Here is a 15,361-nt window from a genome sequence, read left to right as displayed (position 1 = left end):
AACGACACCATGCAATCGACATCGCGCCGGAAATTCCTGTCTTACAGCGCAGCACTCGCCGGTACGAGCTGGCTCGCCGGCTGCAACGGCGATATCGATCCGGCAGCGGGCACGGCCGGCACGCCGGGCGCCGACGGTCCCGCGACGGTCACACCGACCGTGCCGGGCGTGCCGAACGACCCGGCGCGCAGCCTGCTGGCCACGCAGGAACTCGCCACGAACTGGACGTTCGCATCGGCGAGCAGCCTGCCGGGCGCCGACGGGGCGCAACTGTCGGGCGCCGCTGGCGTGGCGGGCATGGCGCCGGCAACGGTGCCCGGCACCGTGCTGAACAGCATGATCGTCAACGGCAAGTATCCCGATCCGTTCTACGGCCGCATCGTCACCGACACCATTCCCGATACGCTGAAGGACACCGACTACTGGTACCGGACGACCTTCGCGGCGCCGGCGCGGCAGCCGGGGCAGCGGCTGTGGCTGCGTTTCGGCGGCGTCAACTACTGCGCCGAGGTCTGGCTGAACGGCGCGCTCGTCGGCCGGCTGGAAGGCGCGTTCAAGCAGGGCGCGTTCGACATCTCGCGGCTCGTGCCGCAGGCGGGTGGCGCGGCCAATCTCGCGGTGCGCGTGGTCAAGCTGGATTTCTCCGAAGGGCCGCTGCTGCCGAGCTACCAGAGCGGCGTCACGCGTGGCGGGCGCAACGGCGGCCCGACCGGCGTCACGCTGAAGAACGGGCCGACGTTCTTCTGCTCGGCGGGCTGGGACTGGCTGCCGACGATTCCCGATCGCGCGCTCGGCATCTGGCAGCCGGTGACCTGGTTCACGACCGGCGCGGTGCGCATCGCGGCGATCCACGTCGCGCACACGCTGTCCGCCGACCTGTCGCGCGCCGAGCTGCGGCTCGATCTCGAACTGGACAATGGCTCGGGCGCCGATCTCGTCGCGACGCTCGTCGGCACGATCGGCAACGGCGCGCCGTTCAGCCACGACATCGCGATTCCCGCGTCGGGCACGACGACGAAGGTGTCGCTCACGTCGTCGGAGATCGCGGCGTTGTCGATCAAGCAACCGCGCCTGTGGTGGCCGAACGGGTACGGCGAACCGACTCTTCATGCGGTGACGGTCGGCGTCAAGGTCGGGCGCCTGCTGTCGGACGAGCGCACGCTGAACATCGGCCTGCGTCGCATCGACTATGCGCGCGACATCGGCATGGGCAAGCAGTTGAGCATCACGGTCAACGGCCTGCCGATTCTCGTGATGGGCGGCAACTGGGGGCTCGACGAAGCGCTGAAGCGCATTCCGCGCGCGCGGCTGTTCCACCAGGTGCGGCTCCATCGCGACGCGAACCTCAACCTGATCCGCAACTGGAACGGGCAGAGCACGAGCGACGACTTCTTCGACGCATGCGACCGCCACGGGATCCTCGTCTGGCAGGATTTCTTCTTCTCGACCGAAGGAGACGGGTCGGGCCCGGCCAACGTGCCGCGCGATCTCGACAATATCCGCGACGTGATCGCACGCCACCGTCATCGACCGTCGATCCTGCTCTGGTGCGGCGGCAACGAAGGTGCGCCGCCGCCGGCACTCGTCAAGGGGCTCGACGCGCTCGTTGCCGAGCTGGACCCGCAGCGCCTGTGCCTCACGAGTTCGGCCGGCGATACGGGCGCCGGCGCGGTGAACGGCTATTCGTCAGGCGGCCCGTACAACTGGGCGTCGCCGCAGGCCGCGTTCAGCCGCGGCTACGGCACGACGTCGGTCGCGTTTCACAACGAAGTCGGCTCGCATTCGATCCCGACGCTCGAATGCGTCGAAGCGATGCTGCCGCCGGCCTCGTACGAATGCCCCGACGACTTCTGGGCCGATCGCGACATGAACGGCAACGGCGCGTACTACCCGGCGGTCGGCAAGCAGGGCGGCGCCGGCTACATCGCGATGACGGCGCTGCGCTACGGCGCGATCCGGAATCTCGCGGATTTCGTGCGCAAGGCGCAGATGATGAACTACGAATGCATCCGCTCGATCTACGAGGCGAACGCGGCCGTGATGATCGGCCCGGTGGCCGGGAAGATCACGTCGCCGGCCACCGGCGTGATCATGTGGATGACGAACCCCGCGCAGCCGAGCTTCGTGTGGCAGATGTACAGCCACGATCTCGAGGCGCACGCGTCGTTCTTCGCGGTGCGCCACGGGTGCCGTCGCGTCAATGCGATTCTCGATGCGAGCACGGCCGACGTGACGATCGCGAATCACACGGCGGCGGCCGTCACCGGCCGCGTCGAGATGCGCGTGTACAACCTCGATGGCACGCTGAGCAGCCGGACGAGCGCGGATGTCGGCGGCGTCGCGAAGGCGTCGTATCGCGTGGTGGCGAACCTCGCGTCGGCGCTGGCCGCCGCGAAATCGGACGTATGCATCGTCGCGCTCGCGCTGACCGATTCGGGCGACAATGCGCTGGCCGAGAACGTCTACTGGCGGCAGCGCGACGGGGGCGACGACGCATACACGTCGCTCGACACGATGCCGGGTGCGGCCGTATCCGTCCACGCATCGTCGGCCGAGGCCGACGACGTGACGACGCGCATCACGGTCGACGTCGCGAACCTCGGCGCCGCCGTCGCGCTGATGACGCACGTGCAGGTATTCGATCCGTCGACCGGCGCGCGTGTGCTGCCGGCGTTCTACAGCGACAACTACCTGAACCTGATACCCGGCGGGAAGCGGCAGATCACGATCGACCTGCCGCATGCGGGCGGCGCGCCGGTGTCGCGCGTCGCGCTGCGCGTCGACGGGTGGCGGCTCGATCGCCCGAACTGCCGGCTGGGGCTCGGCGGCGTGCCGGTCGTGTTCAACGAGCGCGCGCTGGCGGTCGCGCCGGCGGTGCCGACGTTCGCGGCCTGCTGACGCAGGTGGGTGCTGCGTGAGGGCGCGCCAAGCGGGAGCGGGCCGGTGACGCGCCGCGTGAATGCGCGCGGTGTTCGTGGCCTGCCGGATAGCCGCCAGGCCGCTACTGCTTGAGGAATTTGTCGAGCCAGCGCGGTGTCGCCGCGCGATCGAAGACGACGTGCAGCGACGGGCCGAATGCGCCATATTCGAGCCCGTGGCGTTGGGCAAGCAGCGTCAGGGACTGGGCGGTGTGAAACGAGATGTGCCCGTTGCGCGGCACGCAGTACCACCACTGATCGATGCCTTGATCGAGGATGTCCCGGGTGATCAGCGACGTCTGGAACAGCAGCGCGCCGTCGGGCTTCCGATGGCGCATGATCTGGTCGAAGAGGTCGACCGGCGCCTGATGATGCTCGAACACCTCGAATGACAGGATCGTATCGAAGCTGCCTTCGGGCGGAACCGGGTGCGAGAACGGATCGTACGACGTCACGTCCGCGAAGCCGCGCGATGCCAGCTTCTGTTCCAGCAAGCCCAGCCCCGAGCCGAAATCGAGCACCCGGCCTTCCCGCATTTCCGGAAAGCTGGTGCAGATCAGGTCGGCATGCTGTTGCGGACGGATCTCGAGATACTCGGGGTCGTGGCGCGGGTAGTCGGCGTTATAGACATGCTGCGCGAAATCGTCGTGGGTCCAGCTGTCGAACATCGGGGCCCACGTGAAGCCGCATTGCTCGCACGCATGGTAGTAGACCGGCACCCCCGCATACGGGTCGACCTTTTTCCCGGCAATGAAGTCCGCGCCGCAGCGCGAAAAATCGACCAGGCCGCAGATGGGCGCGTGGGCAGCACACACTTTGCAGGTAAGGGCCGCCGGGTGGCGATTCAGGTCGTGATTCAATTCCCGTTCTCCTGTTCTCGCCAGCGGCGCGCGCATCTGACGGATGGTGCGGGAGAGGCTATCACAATCGCATCGGCCATCGCGGCCGTGCGCGGTGGCGTCGCCAGGCGTGTCTACGGGCGCAGCAGATCGAAGCCGCCGAATACGACGACACCGCTCAATACGATCATCGCGACGGAGTGCTGGCCGAAGTAGAGAATCGCGGCGGCAAGCCACGTCGTGATGCAGAAGGCGCCGATGCGGGCCATCGTGGGTTCCTCGAATACGTGATGAAGTGCGTGCGCGCCGCATGGCGCTCGCTGCTCGACAGGGCGAGCGGGGCACACCGGCGCACGAAAAAGGCGACCCGCGCAGCCGCGACCGCGGCGCCGGCACGTACTGCGTGCCGCGCCCGGCAGGGCGGGAGTCGAAGCCGGCGGCGTTGCGTGCTCATACCCGGAGGCGATCGGCGCGCGAATCCCGCTGGCGAAGCCGCGATTTTACCAGCGCCGCCGGGCCGTCAATCTGGCCCTTTCGCGGCTAAACCGGTCGATCTTCGGCTAAATCAGTCCGTCCCCGATACTCAAGTTTCGTGTGACGAATGCCGTAAACATTCTGGAAGGCAGTTTCATCCCAGTCACGATTCGCTTACCGACATACGGACCGACACGATGCAGATCGATTTCTCCACGACCACACGCTCGCCGCTGGCGGACGGCAATCTGAACGCGAACGCTTCGTCCGGCGCTGCGGCGACGACGTCCACCGATGGCGCGACGAGTACCTCGGGTGCGACGAGTACGACCGCCACCCCCGGCACGAAGGAGTCGACCGGCGCCACCGGCGAAACGCTCGGCGCATCGGGCGCGTCGTCGGACGACCCGGCGGTCAGCCAGTTGAAGGCGCTGATCGAGCGGCTGCAGAAGCAGCTCGCGGCACTGGAGCAGCAGATCGCGAGCGCGAGCCAGCGCGCGAAGGACGACCCGGCCGCGGCGATCGAACAGCAGTCGCTGAGCGCGCAAGCCAGCGCGATCTCGGGGGCGCTTTCGACTGCGATCTCGCAACTCGCGGCGGCGATCCAGAAATCGGGCGGCTCGCAGGCGGGCGGGCTGGTGTCGACGCAGGCCTGACCGGTCGCGGCCGTGTCGGCCGCACGCATTACAATCGCGAGCACGTCTCCCTCGACAGGACGGCTGAACGATGAATGCGGAATTCAACGACGACGACCTCGCCCGCTTCGAGTCGCAAGGCGGCACGCCGCTGCCGGCGGCCGATGAGCAAGGATGGCTGGAACACGACGGCGCGCGCATCTGGCACGCGTCGTTCGGCCATGGCCCGGCGGTCGTGCTGCTGCACGGCGGCCTCGGCCACAGCGGCAACTGGGGCAACCAGGTGCCGGCGCTGCTCGCGGCCGGCTACCGCGCGATCGTGATCGACAGCCGCGGCCACGGCCGCAGCACGCGCGACGACGAACCCTATTCCTACGAACGCATGGCCTCGGACGTGCTGGCGGTCCTCGACGCGCTGCACGTCGACCGTGCGCGCTTCGTCGGCTGGAGCGACGGCGCGTGCATCGCGCTCGTGCTGGCCGATCGCGCGCCGGAACGGGCGGCCGGCGTGTTCTTCTTCGCGTGCAACATGGACCCGAGCGGGACGAAGGAGATCGTGCCGAGCCCGCTGCTCGACCGCTGCTTCGCGCGGCACCGCAAGGACTACGCAGCACTGTCCGCGACGCCGGACCAGTTCGACGCCTTCGTCGCGGCGGTCAGCGAAATGATGCGCACGCAACCGGATTACCGCGCGCAGGATCTCGCGGCGATTGCCGTTCCGGTGACGATCGTGCTGGGCGAGCACGACGAATTCATCCGGCCCGAGCATGCGGCGTACCTGGCAAGCACGATTCCGGGCGCGATGCTGACGACCCTGCCCGGCGTGAGCCATTTCGCGCCGCTGCAGCGGCCCGAGCGGTTCAACGCGGCGATGCTCGCGTTTCTCGGGCGGCTGCCGGGGTGATGGTCGCGCGGCCCGCCGGCGGCCGCGTTATCCATCGCTGTGCCGATTTCATCCGTTCGACGAAGGCGGTTCTTCTACCCAGCCCTGTTCGGCGTACGGGTCGAAAGACGGCACGACGCGGCCGAAAAGGTTCGCCGGGCTGCGAACAAGAGCGTGGGCCTGAAGTGAATGCGGTGTCTCGCATGATCGAGATACCAACGCTGCGTCGAACATGCTCCGATGCGGACGTGCATCGCCAGGCATGGGAATCCCCCGCCGTTCGGCAGGGGACGGCGCCAAAAGATTTTCTTTCGTCTCGCGCAACATATCGTCGATTGTTGGCGGCGGATCGACAGGGGATAGTCCTGCTTCGGCAGGCCGGCCACTGCGATTTCCGCACGGCGTGGCCGGACCGTTGTCCACGCAACCATCAGAACTCAAAGGAACCGCCACCATGCGATTCAACGCGACACGCTTCGCCGCGACCCTGCTCGTCGCCGCGTGCGCCACCGCCACGGCCGGCCGCGCGGCCGCCGTCACCCAGGACGCGCTCCACGACACCGTCACCCGCCACATCGCGCCGTTGATGAAGCAGTACGCGATTCCCGGCATGGCGATCGGCATCGTCGCCGACGGCAAGCCCTACGTGTTCGACTACGGCGTGATGTCGACGCAATCGGGCAAGCCCGTCACCGGCGATACGCTGTTCGAAATCGGCTCCGTCAGCAAGACGCTGACCGCGACCCTCGCGGCCGATGCGCAGGAGGGCGGCGAACTGTCGCTGGCCGACCCGGTGGGCAAGTACCTGCCCGCGCTGCAGGGCAAGCCGTTCGGTGTCGTGACGCTGCGCGATCTCGGCACGCACACGTCCGGCGGCATGCCCGTGCAGGTGCCGGACAGCATCCGCGACGACGCGGGCCTGATCCGCTATCTCGGCGCGTGGCGGCCCGCGCACGCGCCGGGTACGTACCGTACGTATTCGAACGTGTCGGTCGGCATGCTCGGGTGGCTCACCGCGAAGGCGATGCACAAGGATTTCGCGGTGCTGATGGAGCAGCGGCTCTTTCCCGCGCTCGGCATGACGCACACGTACATCAACGTGCCCGATGCGCGCCAGGCCGACTATGCGCAGGGCTATACGCAGGACGGCAAGCCGATCCGGATGACGGGCGGCATGCTGTGGCAGCCGGCCTACGGCGTGCGGACCACGGCGGCCGACCTGCTGCGCTTCGTGCAGGCGAATATGGGGCTGATCGAAACCGCGCCGCGCCTGCAGCGCGCGCTCGAACGCACGCACACCGGCTATTTCCGCTCGGGGCCGCTGACGCAGGACCTGATCTGGGAACAGTATCCGTATCCGGTCGCGCTGCCGACGCTGCTCGAAGGCAACTCGATGAAGATGCTGCGTGACGGGCTACCGGCCGCCGCGATCAAGCCGCCGCTCGCGCCGAGCGCGGACACGTGGATCAACAAGACGGGCTCGACCAACGGCTTCAGTACCTATGTCGCGTTCGTCCCGTCGAAGCGGATCGCGATCGTGATGCTCGCGAACCGCAGCTATCCGAACGAGGACCGCGTGAAGGCCGCGTACGGGATCCTCGGGGCGCTCGACGGCTGGCGGTAACGTTTCCGACGCCGGGGCCGGTGCGGCTCATTCCGTCGGCTGCGCTTCGTACGCGACGAAGATTTTCCGCGTGCGCTCGACGACTTCCCACGTGCCGCGAAAGCCCGGCGGAATGACGAAGCGATGGCCGGCGCGCAGGGTTTTCGCGTTGCCTTCCTCGTCGGTGATCACCGACGTGCCTGCCAGGATCTCGCAGTATTCCGCTTCGGTATACGCGACCCGCCAGCAGCCCGGCGTGCTTTCCCAGATGCCGGTCGAGAAGCGGCCGCACGGGCTCGTGAAGCCGGGCGTGAGCGTCTGCAGCGGGTCGCCCGCCAGCAGTTTCTCGGGCGCGACGCGGTATTGCACGGGTTCGCCGTTCGGGGTGAGGGCATCGGTGATGGCGGTAATGTCGAGCACGGCTGGCCTCCTGAGTCGTTGTGCTGAGTCGTTGTGAAATGAACGCGCCGACGGCGCGTTCGCATGATTCCATACTTGCGGGCGGGTTTGGCGGTTGCCGGCGCCGCGACTCGTGTCGCGACGCACGGCCGTGACGAACGCTTATGATGAGCGGACGACGCGCCGGCCGGATGCGCGAGAGGCGAAAGGAGAAAACGGTTGGGCATCACATGGGATGGAATCACGGGCGCGGATGTGCTCGACGACGCGCAGGTCGCGAGCCGGCACGCGCTGGCCGACGCGGCGCGCAACGGCGACTGGGCGACGATGCTCGGCTGCATTGCAAAAGAGCACAAGCTCGTCAACGCGACGCGGCTCGGCGGTAAGTCGCTTTATACACCGCTGCATCAGGCTGCCTACGGCGGCGCGCCGCAGGAGGTCGTCGTCGAACTGTTGCAGCTCGGTGCGTGGCGCATGCTGCGCGATGCAGACGGCGCGCGCCCGGTCGATATCGCCGCGCAGCGCGGGCATCGGCATCTGATCGATCTGCTGACGCCGCAGCCGCGACGCTTCGTGCCCGACGAAACGCTGCGCGACATCCAGCGCCACTTCCACGAGATGATGCTCGGCCGCATCGCACACCTGCGCGTCGACGCGCTGCGCCTGCCCGAACTCGAACCGCTGCTGGAACTCGACGCGCAGGCCGACAGCGTATGGTTCGGCGTGCCGGGCATGTATGGCGGGTTCGGTTACGCGCTGCACGCCGACGGCGCCGCGGCCATGCTCGTGTCGAAGAGCTGGAGCCGCGTGGTCGGCGGCTCGGGCCAGCGGCACGAGATCACGGCGCACGGCTGCACGCTGGTCGAAGAGGGCTTCGTGTGACGGCCTTGCGCCGTCACGTTACCGCTCAGGCGAGCACCGTGGCCGCTGCCTTGACCGCCGTCGCACCGTGCGCAGCCGACGCCCGCGCGGCCGCCGCGCCCGCCAGCCGCCGATAGCGCGCGAGCGCCCACAGCGGGAAATACGCGGTATAGCCGTGATACTTCAGGTAGAAGATGCGCGGAAAGCCCGGCGCATTGTGCGAGCGGTGCCACCAGAAGCCGTCTTCCTGCTGGACCGACAGCAGATACGCGATGCCGCGCTTCACCGAATCGGATTCGCAATCGCCGAATGCCATCTGCGCGAGCAGCGCCCACGCGGTGAAGTTCGACGTGCTCTCGCCGCCATTGGTGCCGCCCAGCTTCGGGTCGATGTAGCTGTCGTTCGTCTCGCCCCAGCCGCCGTCCGCGTGCTGCCGTGAGCGCAGCCATTCGATCGCGCGCGCGATATACGGCTGCGACTTGTCCTCGCCGGCGAGCGCGAGGCCGGCCAGCACGCTCCACGTCCCGTAGATGTAGTTCGTGCCCCAGCGGCCCCACCAGCTGCCGTCGGGTTGCTGCGTGCGCTTCACGTAGTCGATGCAGCGCGCGACCGACTCGCGTTCGTCCGACCGTTTCGTCACCCCGAAGCACAGCAGCACGCGGCCCGACACGTCCTCGGTCGGCGGATCGAGCAGTGCGCCGTGGTCGGCGAACGGAATCGCGTTCAGGTACATGCGGTCGCAGTCGGCGTCGAATGCCGCGAAGCCGCCGTTGCGCGACTGCAGCCCGCGCATCCAGTCGAGCGCGCGCGCGACGCGCGGCGCATACGGGTTCGTGCCGTCCGCGTTGGCATGCGTGCGGCCGCGGCGATCGAGCATCGCGGTGACGACCGCCGTATCGTCGATGTCGGGGTAGTACGGGTTCGCGTACTGGAACGCCCATCCGCCCGGCTGGACCTCGGCCGGCGCGTTCTCGATCCAGTCGCCGCGCAGGTCGTTCACCTGGCGTTCGGCCAGCCAGTCGTACGCGCGTGCGATGCGTTCGTCGAGCGCGCGCCGTGCGTCGCCCGGCTCGCCGTCTTCCGCTACCGCCACGCCGCGCGCCTGCTCGAGCGCCATCGTGCTCCACGCGGTGTCCCACACCGGCGACAGGCACGGCTGGCAATACATGCTGCCGTCCGGCCGCGTGACCAGCAGCTTCTCCAGCGCGTTGTCGCAATCGCGCCGCAGCGGATGGTCGTCCGGGTAGCCGAGCACCTGCATCATCTGGTTGGCATACACGATCGGCGGGAAAATGCCGCCGAGCCCGTCCTCGCCGTTCATGCGCTCCGCGCACCACGCCTCGGCATGGCGGATCGCGCGCTGTCGCAGGCCCTTCGGGATCAGCGGCTCGACGTGGCGCACCGTGCGGTCGAGCGCGAGGAACAGCCTGCGCATGCCGCGCGCGGGCGGGAAGTACCGGCGTTCCTCGTCCGGCGGCGTGACGAACAGCTCGCGGATCGAGACGTTGCGCGGATTGCGCGCGCGCGCCTTCAGCGAGCACAGCACCAGCAGCGGCACCATCGTCGTGCGCGCCCAGTACGCGACCTTGTACATCGAGATCGGCACCCACTTCGGGAACAGCACGAATTCGATCGGCATGAACGGCGTCGCGCGCCACGGCACCTGGCCGAACGTCGCGAGCAGGATCCGCGTGAACACGTTCGCGCGGGCCGCGCCGCCGAGCTTGAGGATCGCGTCGCGCGCGCGGACCATGTGCGGCGCATGTTCGCTGTCGCCGGCTGCCTTCAGCGCGAAGTACGCCTTCACGCTGCACGACACGTCCGGATCGCCGTCGACGTACAGCGCCCAGCCGCCATGCGTGTCGAGCCGCTGGTTCGCGCGCAGGTAGCGCGCCATCTTCTCCTGGCGCACGTCGTCGATCTTGTCCATGAAATGCATCATCAGGATGTATTCCGCGGTGATCGTCGCGTCGGATTCGAGTTCGAAACACCAGCTGCCGTCAGGCTGCTGGAGACGCACCAGGGCGTCGCGTCCACGGGCGATGGCGGTGTCGAGCGCGGACCAGGGGGAGGAGGTCGGTGTAATCATGCGGCGGATCATACCATCCGGCCGGAATGTTTATATCGAGACGCCGGGTGCTACCATCCGCACCATGAAAAAACACCTCGAACCCGCGCCGCACGATGCGTCCGCGCCCGTCGAACCGGCTGGAACGGCCGGTGCGCGGGCGACTGAAGCAGCCTCGGCGCCGGCTGTCCCCACCGCCGGCGTGCGTCGGAAAAAAGCGCCGGATCAGGTGCGTGCGCAGTTGCTGGCGGCTGCATCGGAAATCGCGACACATCACGGCGTGGCCGCGTTGACGCTCGATGCGGTGGCCGAGCGGGCCGGCGTGACGAAAGGCGCGCTGCAGTATCACTTCGCGAACAAGCAGGGGCTGCTGGATGCGCTGTTCGGCCAGGCGACCGAGCGGTTCGCCGCGCAGATGGCCGCGCGGGTGGCGGCGGATGCCGAAGGCGCCGGCGCGGTGGCGCGGGCCTACATGCACGCGGTGCTCGACGAGTCGCATTCGGTCGCGAGCACCGACGTGCTGCGCGTGCTGGTCGCGTCGATGATTACCGATCAGGACACGCGCGCGCGCTGGTCGGTGCCGATGCGGGAATGGACGCGGCCGGACCCCGTGCCGCTCGAGCAGGCCGCGACGCTGATGATCTGCCGGCTCGCCGCCGACGGGCTGTGGATTTCGAAACTGCTCGACAGCCTCGAGATCTCCGCCGAATTGCGCGCGGAGATCGGTCGGCAGCTCGACGCGATGAGCCATGGCGTGTTCCCGAAAGGGCGCGACGGCGCCGCGTGACGCATGCGTCGCGGCGGCTGGCCGCCCGGGCGCCCTGGCGCCCGCGCGACGGCCGGCATCACCGCGCGCGTCGACGTCAGCGGCACGGGCCGGCCGACGCCTCGGCGGTGTCGCATCGCACCGCATCGGCCAGCGCCTCGCCGATCGCGTGCTGAACGGCGGCCGGGTTTTCCAACAGATAGAAGTGCCCGCCGTCGAACGCGCGAAAGGTGACCGTGTGCCGTGATGCGCGCAACCAGTCACGCTGCCCGGCGGGGCTCAGCAACGTATCGTCGCGGCCCGAGAAGACCGTGACGGGGCAGGGCAGCGCCGTTGCGGACGGCAGCGGGAAGCACGCCTCGATCACGCGGAAATCCGCCTTGGCCAGCTTCAGCAGCATCGCCCGCAGCGCGTCGTGCTCAGCTACCTCGCGCGGCGTGCCGCCGAGCGACACGACATAGTCGACGATGTCCGCGTCGTTGCGCCGGTGCACCGGCGCGCCATCAAGCGGCGCGTGGCGATGCGGGTAGAACGGCGCATCGGTGCCGGACGCACCGAGCCAGACGGGCGGATGCCCCAGTTGCGCCATGTCGCGCGCGAAACAGTACGCGATCAGCGCCCCCATGCTGTGGCCGAACACCGCGTAGTCGCGCGGCAGCAGCGGCCGGAGCGCCCGCAGGAAGTCGATCAGTTCGGACAACGTATCGATCGCGCGCGTGCCCAGGCTTTTGCCGCGACCGGGCAGCTCGATCAGCCAGACCTCGATATCGTCCGGGAAGGACGCCGCCCACCGGTAGTAATTGGCCGCCGCGCCGCACGCGTGATGGAACACCAGCAGCCGGTGCCGAGCCGTCGGGCGCTCGCGCGGGATGGTGAGGGTACTGGGTAGCAAGGCCATGCGTCGGGACTCCGCTTTAAAAACGAACCATACAAAATATTCAAACAATTAAGCCGATTATCGATTTAATCGAAAGGACAGATTGTTTGTCATCGATTCACATATTTATAAACAATGGCCGGGATTATTGGCCGGCGCCGCTTATGATTTGCTTTGTTTTTATTCAATAGAAATGTAATTGTTTTCGGATGGCTTATGGTAAAGTCTGCTCGCTTCGATTTCAAAGTGCTTGCATCGTTACCCGGCATGGCTGGGCGTGCTGTTTTTATAGAAATATCGAATCATGTTATGCGTGTGACACGCTTGATCGATTATTGAAACGAGAGAGACATGGAAGCCGAAATGCCGAACCACGACACCATTTTCAAGGTGGTCGTCAATCACGAGGAACAATACGCGATCTGGCCGGACGACAAGCGCGTGCCGGACGGCTGGCGGGCGGCGGGCCCGTCGGGAACCCGGGACGCCTGTCTCGAATGGATCAACGCCAACTGGACCGACATGCGGCCATTGAGCGTCCGGGTCGCGCTGTCGGCCTGACGGTCGACGCGTCGCGCCACGCACGGCGCAATAAAAGATAAAGGAACGATGCGGCCTCTCGCGGCCCGGTGACGGGGCGCGCGGGCGCATGCAGCGTTTCGCCGAGAGAATCCGAGGGTAAACACACCATGTCTGTCGATGATCGCCTGGGGGTCTTCCTCAATACAGGCATTCTGGCTTCGCGCGCGCATGACCTGGGCCGGCTGATCGAGCAGCAGGACGCGCTCATGCAGCAATTCATGGCAGCGAAATTCGAGCCGGCCGCCTGCGCCGCGCTGTTGCGCGACGCGATTGCGCGCTATCCGTTCCTGGAGGAGCTGTTCGATCCGGATTCGGTGGCGGCCGGCGGCTGTATCGCGAGCCGCGCGCTGCTCTACGATCTGCATCAGCAGCGCGACCGCTGGACGCTCGCGCTCGCGCCGCGGCACGGCGAGCCGATCGTGCTCGACACTGCCGCCGGCGACGTGCCGCGACTCGCGAACGCGCTGCGCGACGCGCTGCAGCGCAACCACTGGCAGCCGCTGTCCGCGCTGTACGCGGATCCCCGCCTGCTCGGCTGCGAACGGCCCACGGACGACGCGGCGCTGGCGTGGCCGGCGTTCGACGGCCCGGGCATCCAGCGGCTCGAACACGCGTCGCTGCTGATCGCCTCCGACACCACCCGCCTGTTGACCGACCCGATCAGCCTCGCGATCGGCGGCAACGTCGGCCTGCCCGATCTCGATCGCGCGCCGTCCAACCTGGGCCAGCGGATCGACGGCATGCTCGTCACGCATGGCCATCTCGACCACTGGCATGTCCCGACGATCCTGCGGCACGGCGGCGACGGATCGGTGCCCGTCATCGTGCCGCGCATCCCGGTCGCATCGCTGCTGGCGCAGGACGACATGCAGCAGTCGCTGCGTGACGTCGGGCAGACGGTGCTCGCGCCCGGCTGGGGCGAGACGGTGCGGATCGGCGACATCGAGATCGACATCCTGCCGTTCTACGGCGAGCAGCCGACCATCGGCGCGGCCGTGCCGCCGCACGACGTGCGCAACTGGGGCAATTGCTACCGGGTCACGACGCCGCAGTTCTCGGTGATCCTGCTCGTCGACAGCGGCGAGGATGCAAAGGGCTCGGTGATGGACGTGATCGACCAGTCGGTCGCCCGTCGCGGCCGGCCCGACCTGGTCCTGAGCTGCTGCCGCGAACTGCGCAAGGCGCCGTTCTGGCAGGGCCTGTTCACGTTCTGGATGGTGCTGCCGATGACCGAGCTGCAACGCCTGCCGCGCATCGCGGAGGCGGGCGACGGCCCGTCCATCACGCTCGGCCCGGACGGCATCGGCGAGCTCTGCGCACGCGCCGGCGCGCGCGCGTTCGCGCCGTATGCGAACGGGTTCTGCGGCATCGCCACCGAGATCGGCGACATCGGCTGGATCAACGGCGAGCCCGCGGAAGCCGAAACGCTCGACCAGATCGACGCGCGCATCGGCGCACTCGGCGGCGCCACCCGCGTGATTCGCTGGCTGCCCGGCGACGTGCTGCGTCACCACGGCGACTGGCAGGTGTCCTGATTTTCTTCCCGTCGACAGGAGCCCCACGATGACTGGCAGCAAGATTGTGCCGATGCCGCGGATTCGCTATGACGGCAGCCGCAGCATGCGCGACGTTCTGGCCGGACTGAAGCATCCGGCCGTGCTGGAAGGCTTCATCGAAGCCTGGCCCGCGCGCACGCGCTGGACGCCGGATTTCTTCGTCGAGCGCTACGGCGAGCACGAGATCACGGTGGAGACCTCGCAGCTGTCGCCGACGCCGACGCAGCCGGACCTGTACCTGGGCGCGCGCCGCTACGAGACCGCACGCCTGGGCGCAACGATCCGGGCGATGCAGGCGCAGGGCAGCGCCCGTACGGCGTACATCACCTACGCGGCGATCTATTCGACGGCGCCGGCGTTGAAGGACGACATCGCGCCGCTGCACGAGCAGCACGGCTTTCCCGGCTGGATGCCGCACTGGCTGCGGCGCAGGCTGGTGTTGCGGCCGGGCTTCTGGCTCGGCCCCACCGGGATTTCGTCGCCGATGCATTTCGACCGGCACGAGAACCTGAACGTGCAGGTGTACGGCCGCAAGCGCTGGGTGCTGTTTGCGCCCGGGCAGTCCGCCAACGTGTATTACCGGCAGCGCCGCGACCTGCCGGTGATCTTCAGCCCGGTGGACATGAGCGATCCGGACCCGGTGCGGTTTCCGCGCGTGCAGTCGGCGCCGCGCCACGACTTCGTGCTGGAGGCGGGCGAGGTGCTGTACCTGCCGCCCGGCTGGTGGCACTACGTGGAATCGCTGAGCGATTCGATCAACGTGAATTACTGGTGGTGGTCGCCCCGCGCCGTGCGGACCTTCTGCCGGGTCGAGCTCGCGAGCCTGTGGCAGGCGCTCGCGCGCCGGTGGGGCCGCGCGGCCGGCACGGCCGACAAGCCGATGTCGATGCCGCGCTGACG

Annotated in this window: 14 protein-coding genes; 9 read left to right on the top strand and 5 right to left on the bottom strand. The window is 68.0% G+C overall.

Annotated elements, in window-relative coordinates; genetic code table 11:
• Nucleotides 1–9 precede the first annotated feature (9 nt).
• On the top strand, nt 10–2,898 hold the full coding sequence (locus tag CFB45_RS36450; protein ID WP_089429916.1) for a glycoside hydrolase family 2 protein: 2,889 nt from the start codon (nt 10–12) through the stop codon (nt 2,896–2,898).
• Between the two features lie 103 nt (nt 2,899–3,001).
• On the opposite strand, the gene CFB45_RS36445 is transcribed toward CFB45_RS36450, so the two are convergent.
• Nucleotides 3,002–3,778 carry a class I SAM-dependent methyltransferase gene (locus CFB45_RS36445; protein WP_089429915.1) on the bottom strand — a complete coding sequence of 259 codons (777 nt, stop codon included), beginning with the start codon at nt 3,776–3,778 and terminating at the stop codon, nt 3,002–3,004.
• 113 nt (nt 3,779–3,891) lie between these two features.
• The gene (locus tag CFB45_RS39720) at nt 3,892–4,026 is read right to left on the bottom strand and encodes a hypothetical protein (protein WP_006767081.1); all 135 of its coding nucleotides are present in this window, start codon (nt 4,024–4,026) and stop codon (nt 3,892–3,894) included.
• Between the two features lie 402 nt (nt 4,027–4,428).
• Between CFB45_RS39720 and CFB45_RS36435 the strand changes: the two genes are divergently transcribed.
• From CFB45_RS36435 to ampC, 3 genes are all read left to right on the top strand, one after another.
• Entirely contained in the window at nt 4,429–4,887 is a 459-nt protein-coding gene (locus CFB45_RS36435) for a hypothetical protein (protein WP_089429914.1), read from the top strand.
• A gap of 70 nt (nt 4,888–4,957) precedes the next feature.
• Nucleotides 4,958–5,770, top strand: a complete 813-nt coding sequence (locus CFB45_RS36430) for an alpha/beta fold hydrolase (RefSeq protein ID WP_089429913.1) — start codon at nt 4,958–4,960, stop codon at nt 5,768–5,770.
• A gap of 433 nt (nt 5,771–6,203) precedes the next feature.
• Entirely contained in the window at nt 6,204–7,373 is a 1,170-nt protein-coding gene (ampC, locus tag CFB45_RS36420; RefSeq protein ID WP_089430148.1) for a class C beta-lactamase, read from the top strand.
• Nucleotides 7,374–7,400: 27 nt separating this feature from the next.
• On the opposite strand, the gene CFB45_RS36415 is transcribed toward ampC, so the two are convergent.
• A complete protein-coding gene (locus tag CFB45_RS36415; protein ID WP_256978496.1) occupies nt 7,401–7,772 on the bottom strand; it encodes a cupin domain-containing protein in 372 nt (123 codons plus the stop codon).
• 198 nt (nt 7,773–7,970) lie between these two features.
• On the opposite strand from CFB45_RS36415, the gene CFB45_RS36410 reads away from it, so the two are divergent.
• On the top strand, nt 7,971–8,633 hold the full coding sequence (locus CFB45_RS36410; protein WP_089429912.1) for an ankyrin repeat domain-containing protein: 663 nt from the start codon (nt 7,971–7,973) through the stop codon (nt 8,631–8,633).
• Between the two features lie 25 nt (nt 8,634–8,658).
• Here CFB45_RS36410 and shc read toward each other — a convergent pair whose 3' ends face one another.
• Complete coding sequence (shc, locus tag CFB45_RS36405; protein ID WP_089429911.1) at nt 8,659–10,713, bottom strand: squalene--hopene cyclase; 2,055 nt, start codon at nt 10,711–10,713, stop codon at nt 8,659–8,661.
• A gap of 52 nt (nt 10,714–10,765) precedes the next feature.
• Between shc and CFB45_RS36400 the strand changes: the two genes are divergently transcribed.
• Nucleotides 10,766–11,467: a TetR/AcrR family transcriptional regulator gene (locus tag CFB45_RS36400; RefSeq protein WP_089429910.1), complete on the top strand. Its 702-nt coding sequence runs from the start codon at nt 10,766–10,768 to the stop codon at nt 11,465–11,467.
• Between the two features lie 76 nt (nt 11,468–11,543).
• Here CFB45_RS36400 and CFB45_RS36395 read toward each other — a convergent pair whose 3' ends face one another.
• Nucleotides 11,544–12,344: a thioesterase II family protein gene (locus tag CFB45_RS36395; RefSeq protein WP_089429909.1), complete on the bottom strand. Its 801-nt coding sequence runs from the start codon at nt 12,342–12,344 to the stop codon at nt 11,544–11,546.
• A 330-nt stretch (nt 12,345–12,674) separates the two neighbouring features.
• Between CFB45_RS36395 and CFB45_RS36390 the strand changes: the two genes are divergently transcribed.
• The 3 genes from CFB45_RS36390 to CFB45_RS36380 all read left to right on the top strand — a co-directional run bounded on the left by CFB45_RS36390 (nt 12,675) and on the right by CFB45_RS36380 (nt 15,359).
• Entirely contained in the window at nt 12,675–12,884 is a 210-nt protein-coding gene (locus CFB45_RS36390; RefSeq protein WP_089429908.1) for an MbtH family protein, read from the top strand.
• A gap of 128 nt (nt 12,885–13,012) precedes the next feature.
• Nucleotides 13,013–14,440: an MBL fold metallo-hydrolase gene (locus CFB45_RS36385; RefSeq protein WP_089429907.1), complete on the top strand. Its 1,428-nt coding sequence runs from the start codon at nt 13,013–13,015 to the stop codon at nt 14,438–14,440.
• Nucleotides 14,441–14,468: 28 nt separating this feature from the next.
• Nucleotides 14,469–15,359: a cupin-like domain-containing protein gene (locus tag CFB45_RS36380; RefSeq protein WP_089429906.1), complete on the top strand. Its 891-nt coding sequence runs from the start codon at nt 14,469–14,471 to the stop codon at nt 15,357–15,359.
• Nucleotides 15,360–15,361: the final 2 nt, after the last annotated feature.

It is taken from the genome of Burkholderia sp. HI2500 (genome assembly GCF_002223055.1).
Classification (GTDB): Bacteria; Pseudomonadota; Gammaproteobacteria; order Burkholderiales; family Burkholderiaceae; genus Burkholderia.
This window is presented reverse-complemented; position numbering and strand designations above follow the sequence as displayed.

What these genes read in the sequence shown, in the direction of transcription:
- CFB45_RS36430 (WP_089429913.1), top strand. Translation starts at nt 4,958, where the DNA reads ATGAATGCGGAATTCAACGACGACGACCTCGCCCGCTTCGAGTCGCAA.
- CFB45_RS36435 (WP_089429914.1), top strand. Translation starts at nt 4,429, where the DNA reads ATGCAGATCGATTTCTCCACGACCACACGCTCGCCGCTGGCGGACGGC.
- CFB45_RS36395 (WP_089429909.1), bottom strand. Translation starts at nt 12,344, where the DNA reads ATGGCCTTGCTACCCAGTACCCTCACCATCCCGCGCGAGCGCCCGACG.
- CFB45_RS36390 (WP_089429908.1), top strand. Translation starts at nt 12,675, where the DNA reads ATGGAAGCCGAAATGCCGAACCACGACACCATTTTCAAGGTGGTCGTC.
- ampC (WP_089430148.1), top strand. Translation starts at nt 6,204, where the DNA reads ATGCGATTCAACGCGACACGCTTCGCCGCGACCCTGCTCGTCGCCGCG.
- CFB45_RS36385 (WP_089429907.1), top strand. Translation starts at nt 13,013, where the DNA reads ATGTCTGTCGATGATCGCCTGGGGGTCTTCCTCAATACAGGCATTCTG.
- CFB45_RS36400 (WP_089429910.1), top strand. Translation starts at nt 10,766, where the DNA reads ATGAAAAAACACCTCGAACCCGCGCCGCACGATGCGTCCGCGCCCGTC.
- CFB45_RS36450 (WP_089429916.1), top strand. Translation starts at nt 10, where the DNA reads ATGCAATCGACATCGCGCCGGAAATTCCTGTCTTACAGCGCAGCACTC.
- CFB45_RS39720 (WP_006767081.1), bottom strand. Translation starts at nt 4,026, where the DNA reads ATGGCCCGCATCGGCGCCTTCTGCATCACGACGTGGCTTGCCGCCGCG.
- CFB45_RS36380 (WP_089429906.1), top strand. Translation starts at nt 14,469, where the DNA reads ATGACTGGCAGCAAGATTGTGCCGATGCCGCGGATTCGCTATGACGGC.
- shc (WP_089429911.1), bottom strand. Translation starts at nt 10,713, where the DNA reads ATGATCCGCCGCATGATTACACCGACCTCCTCCCCCTGGTCCGCGCTC.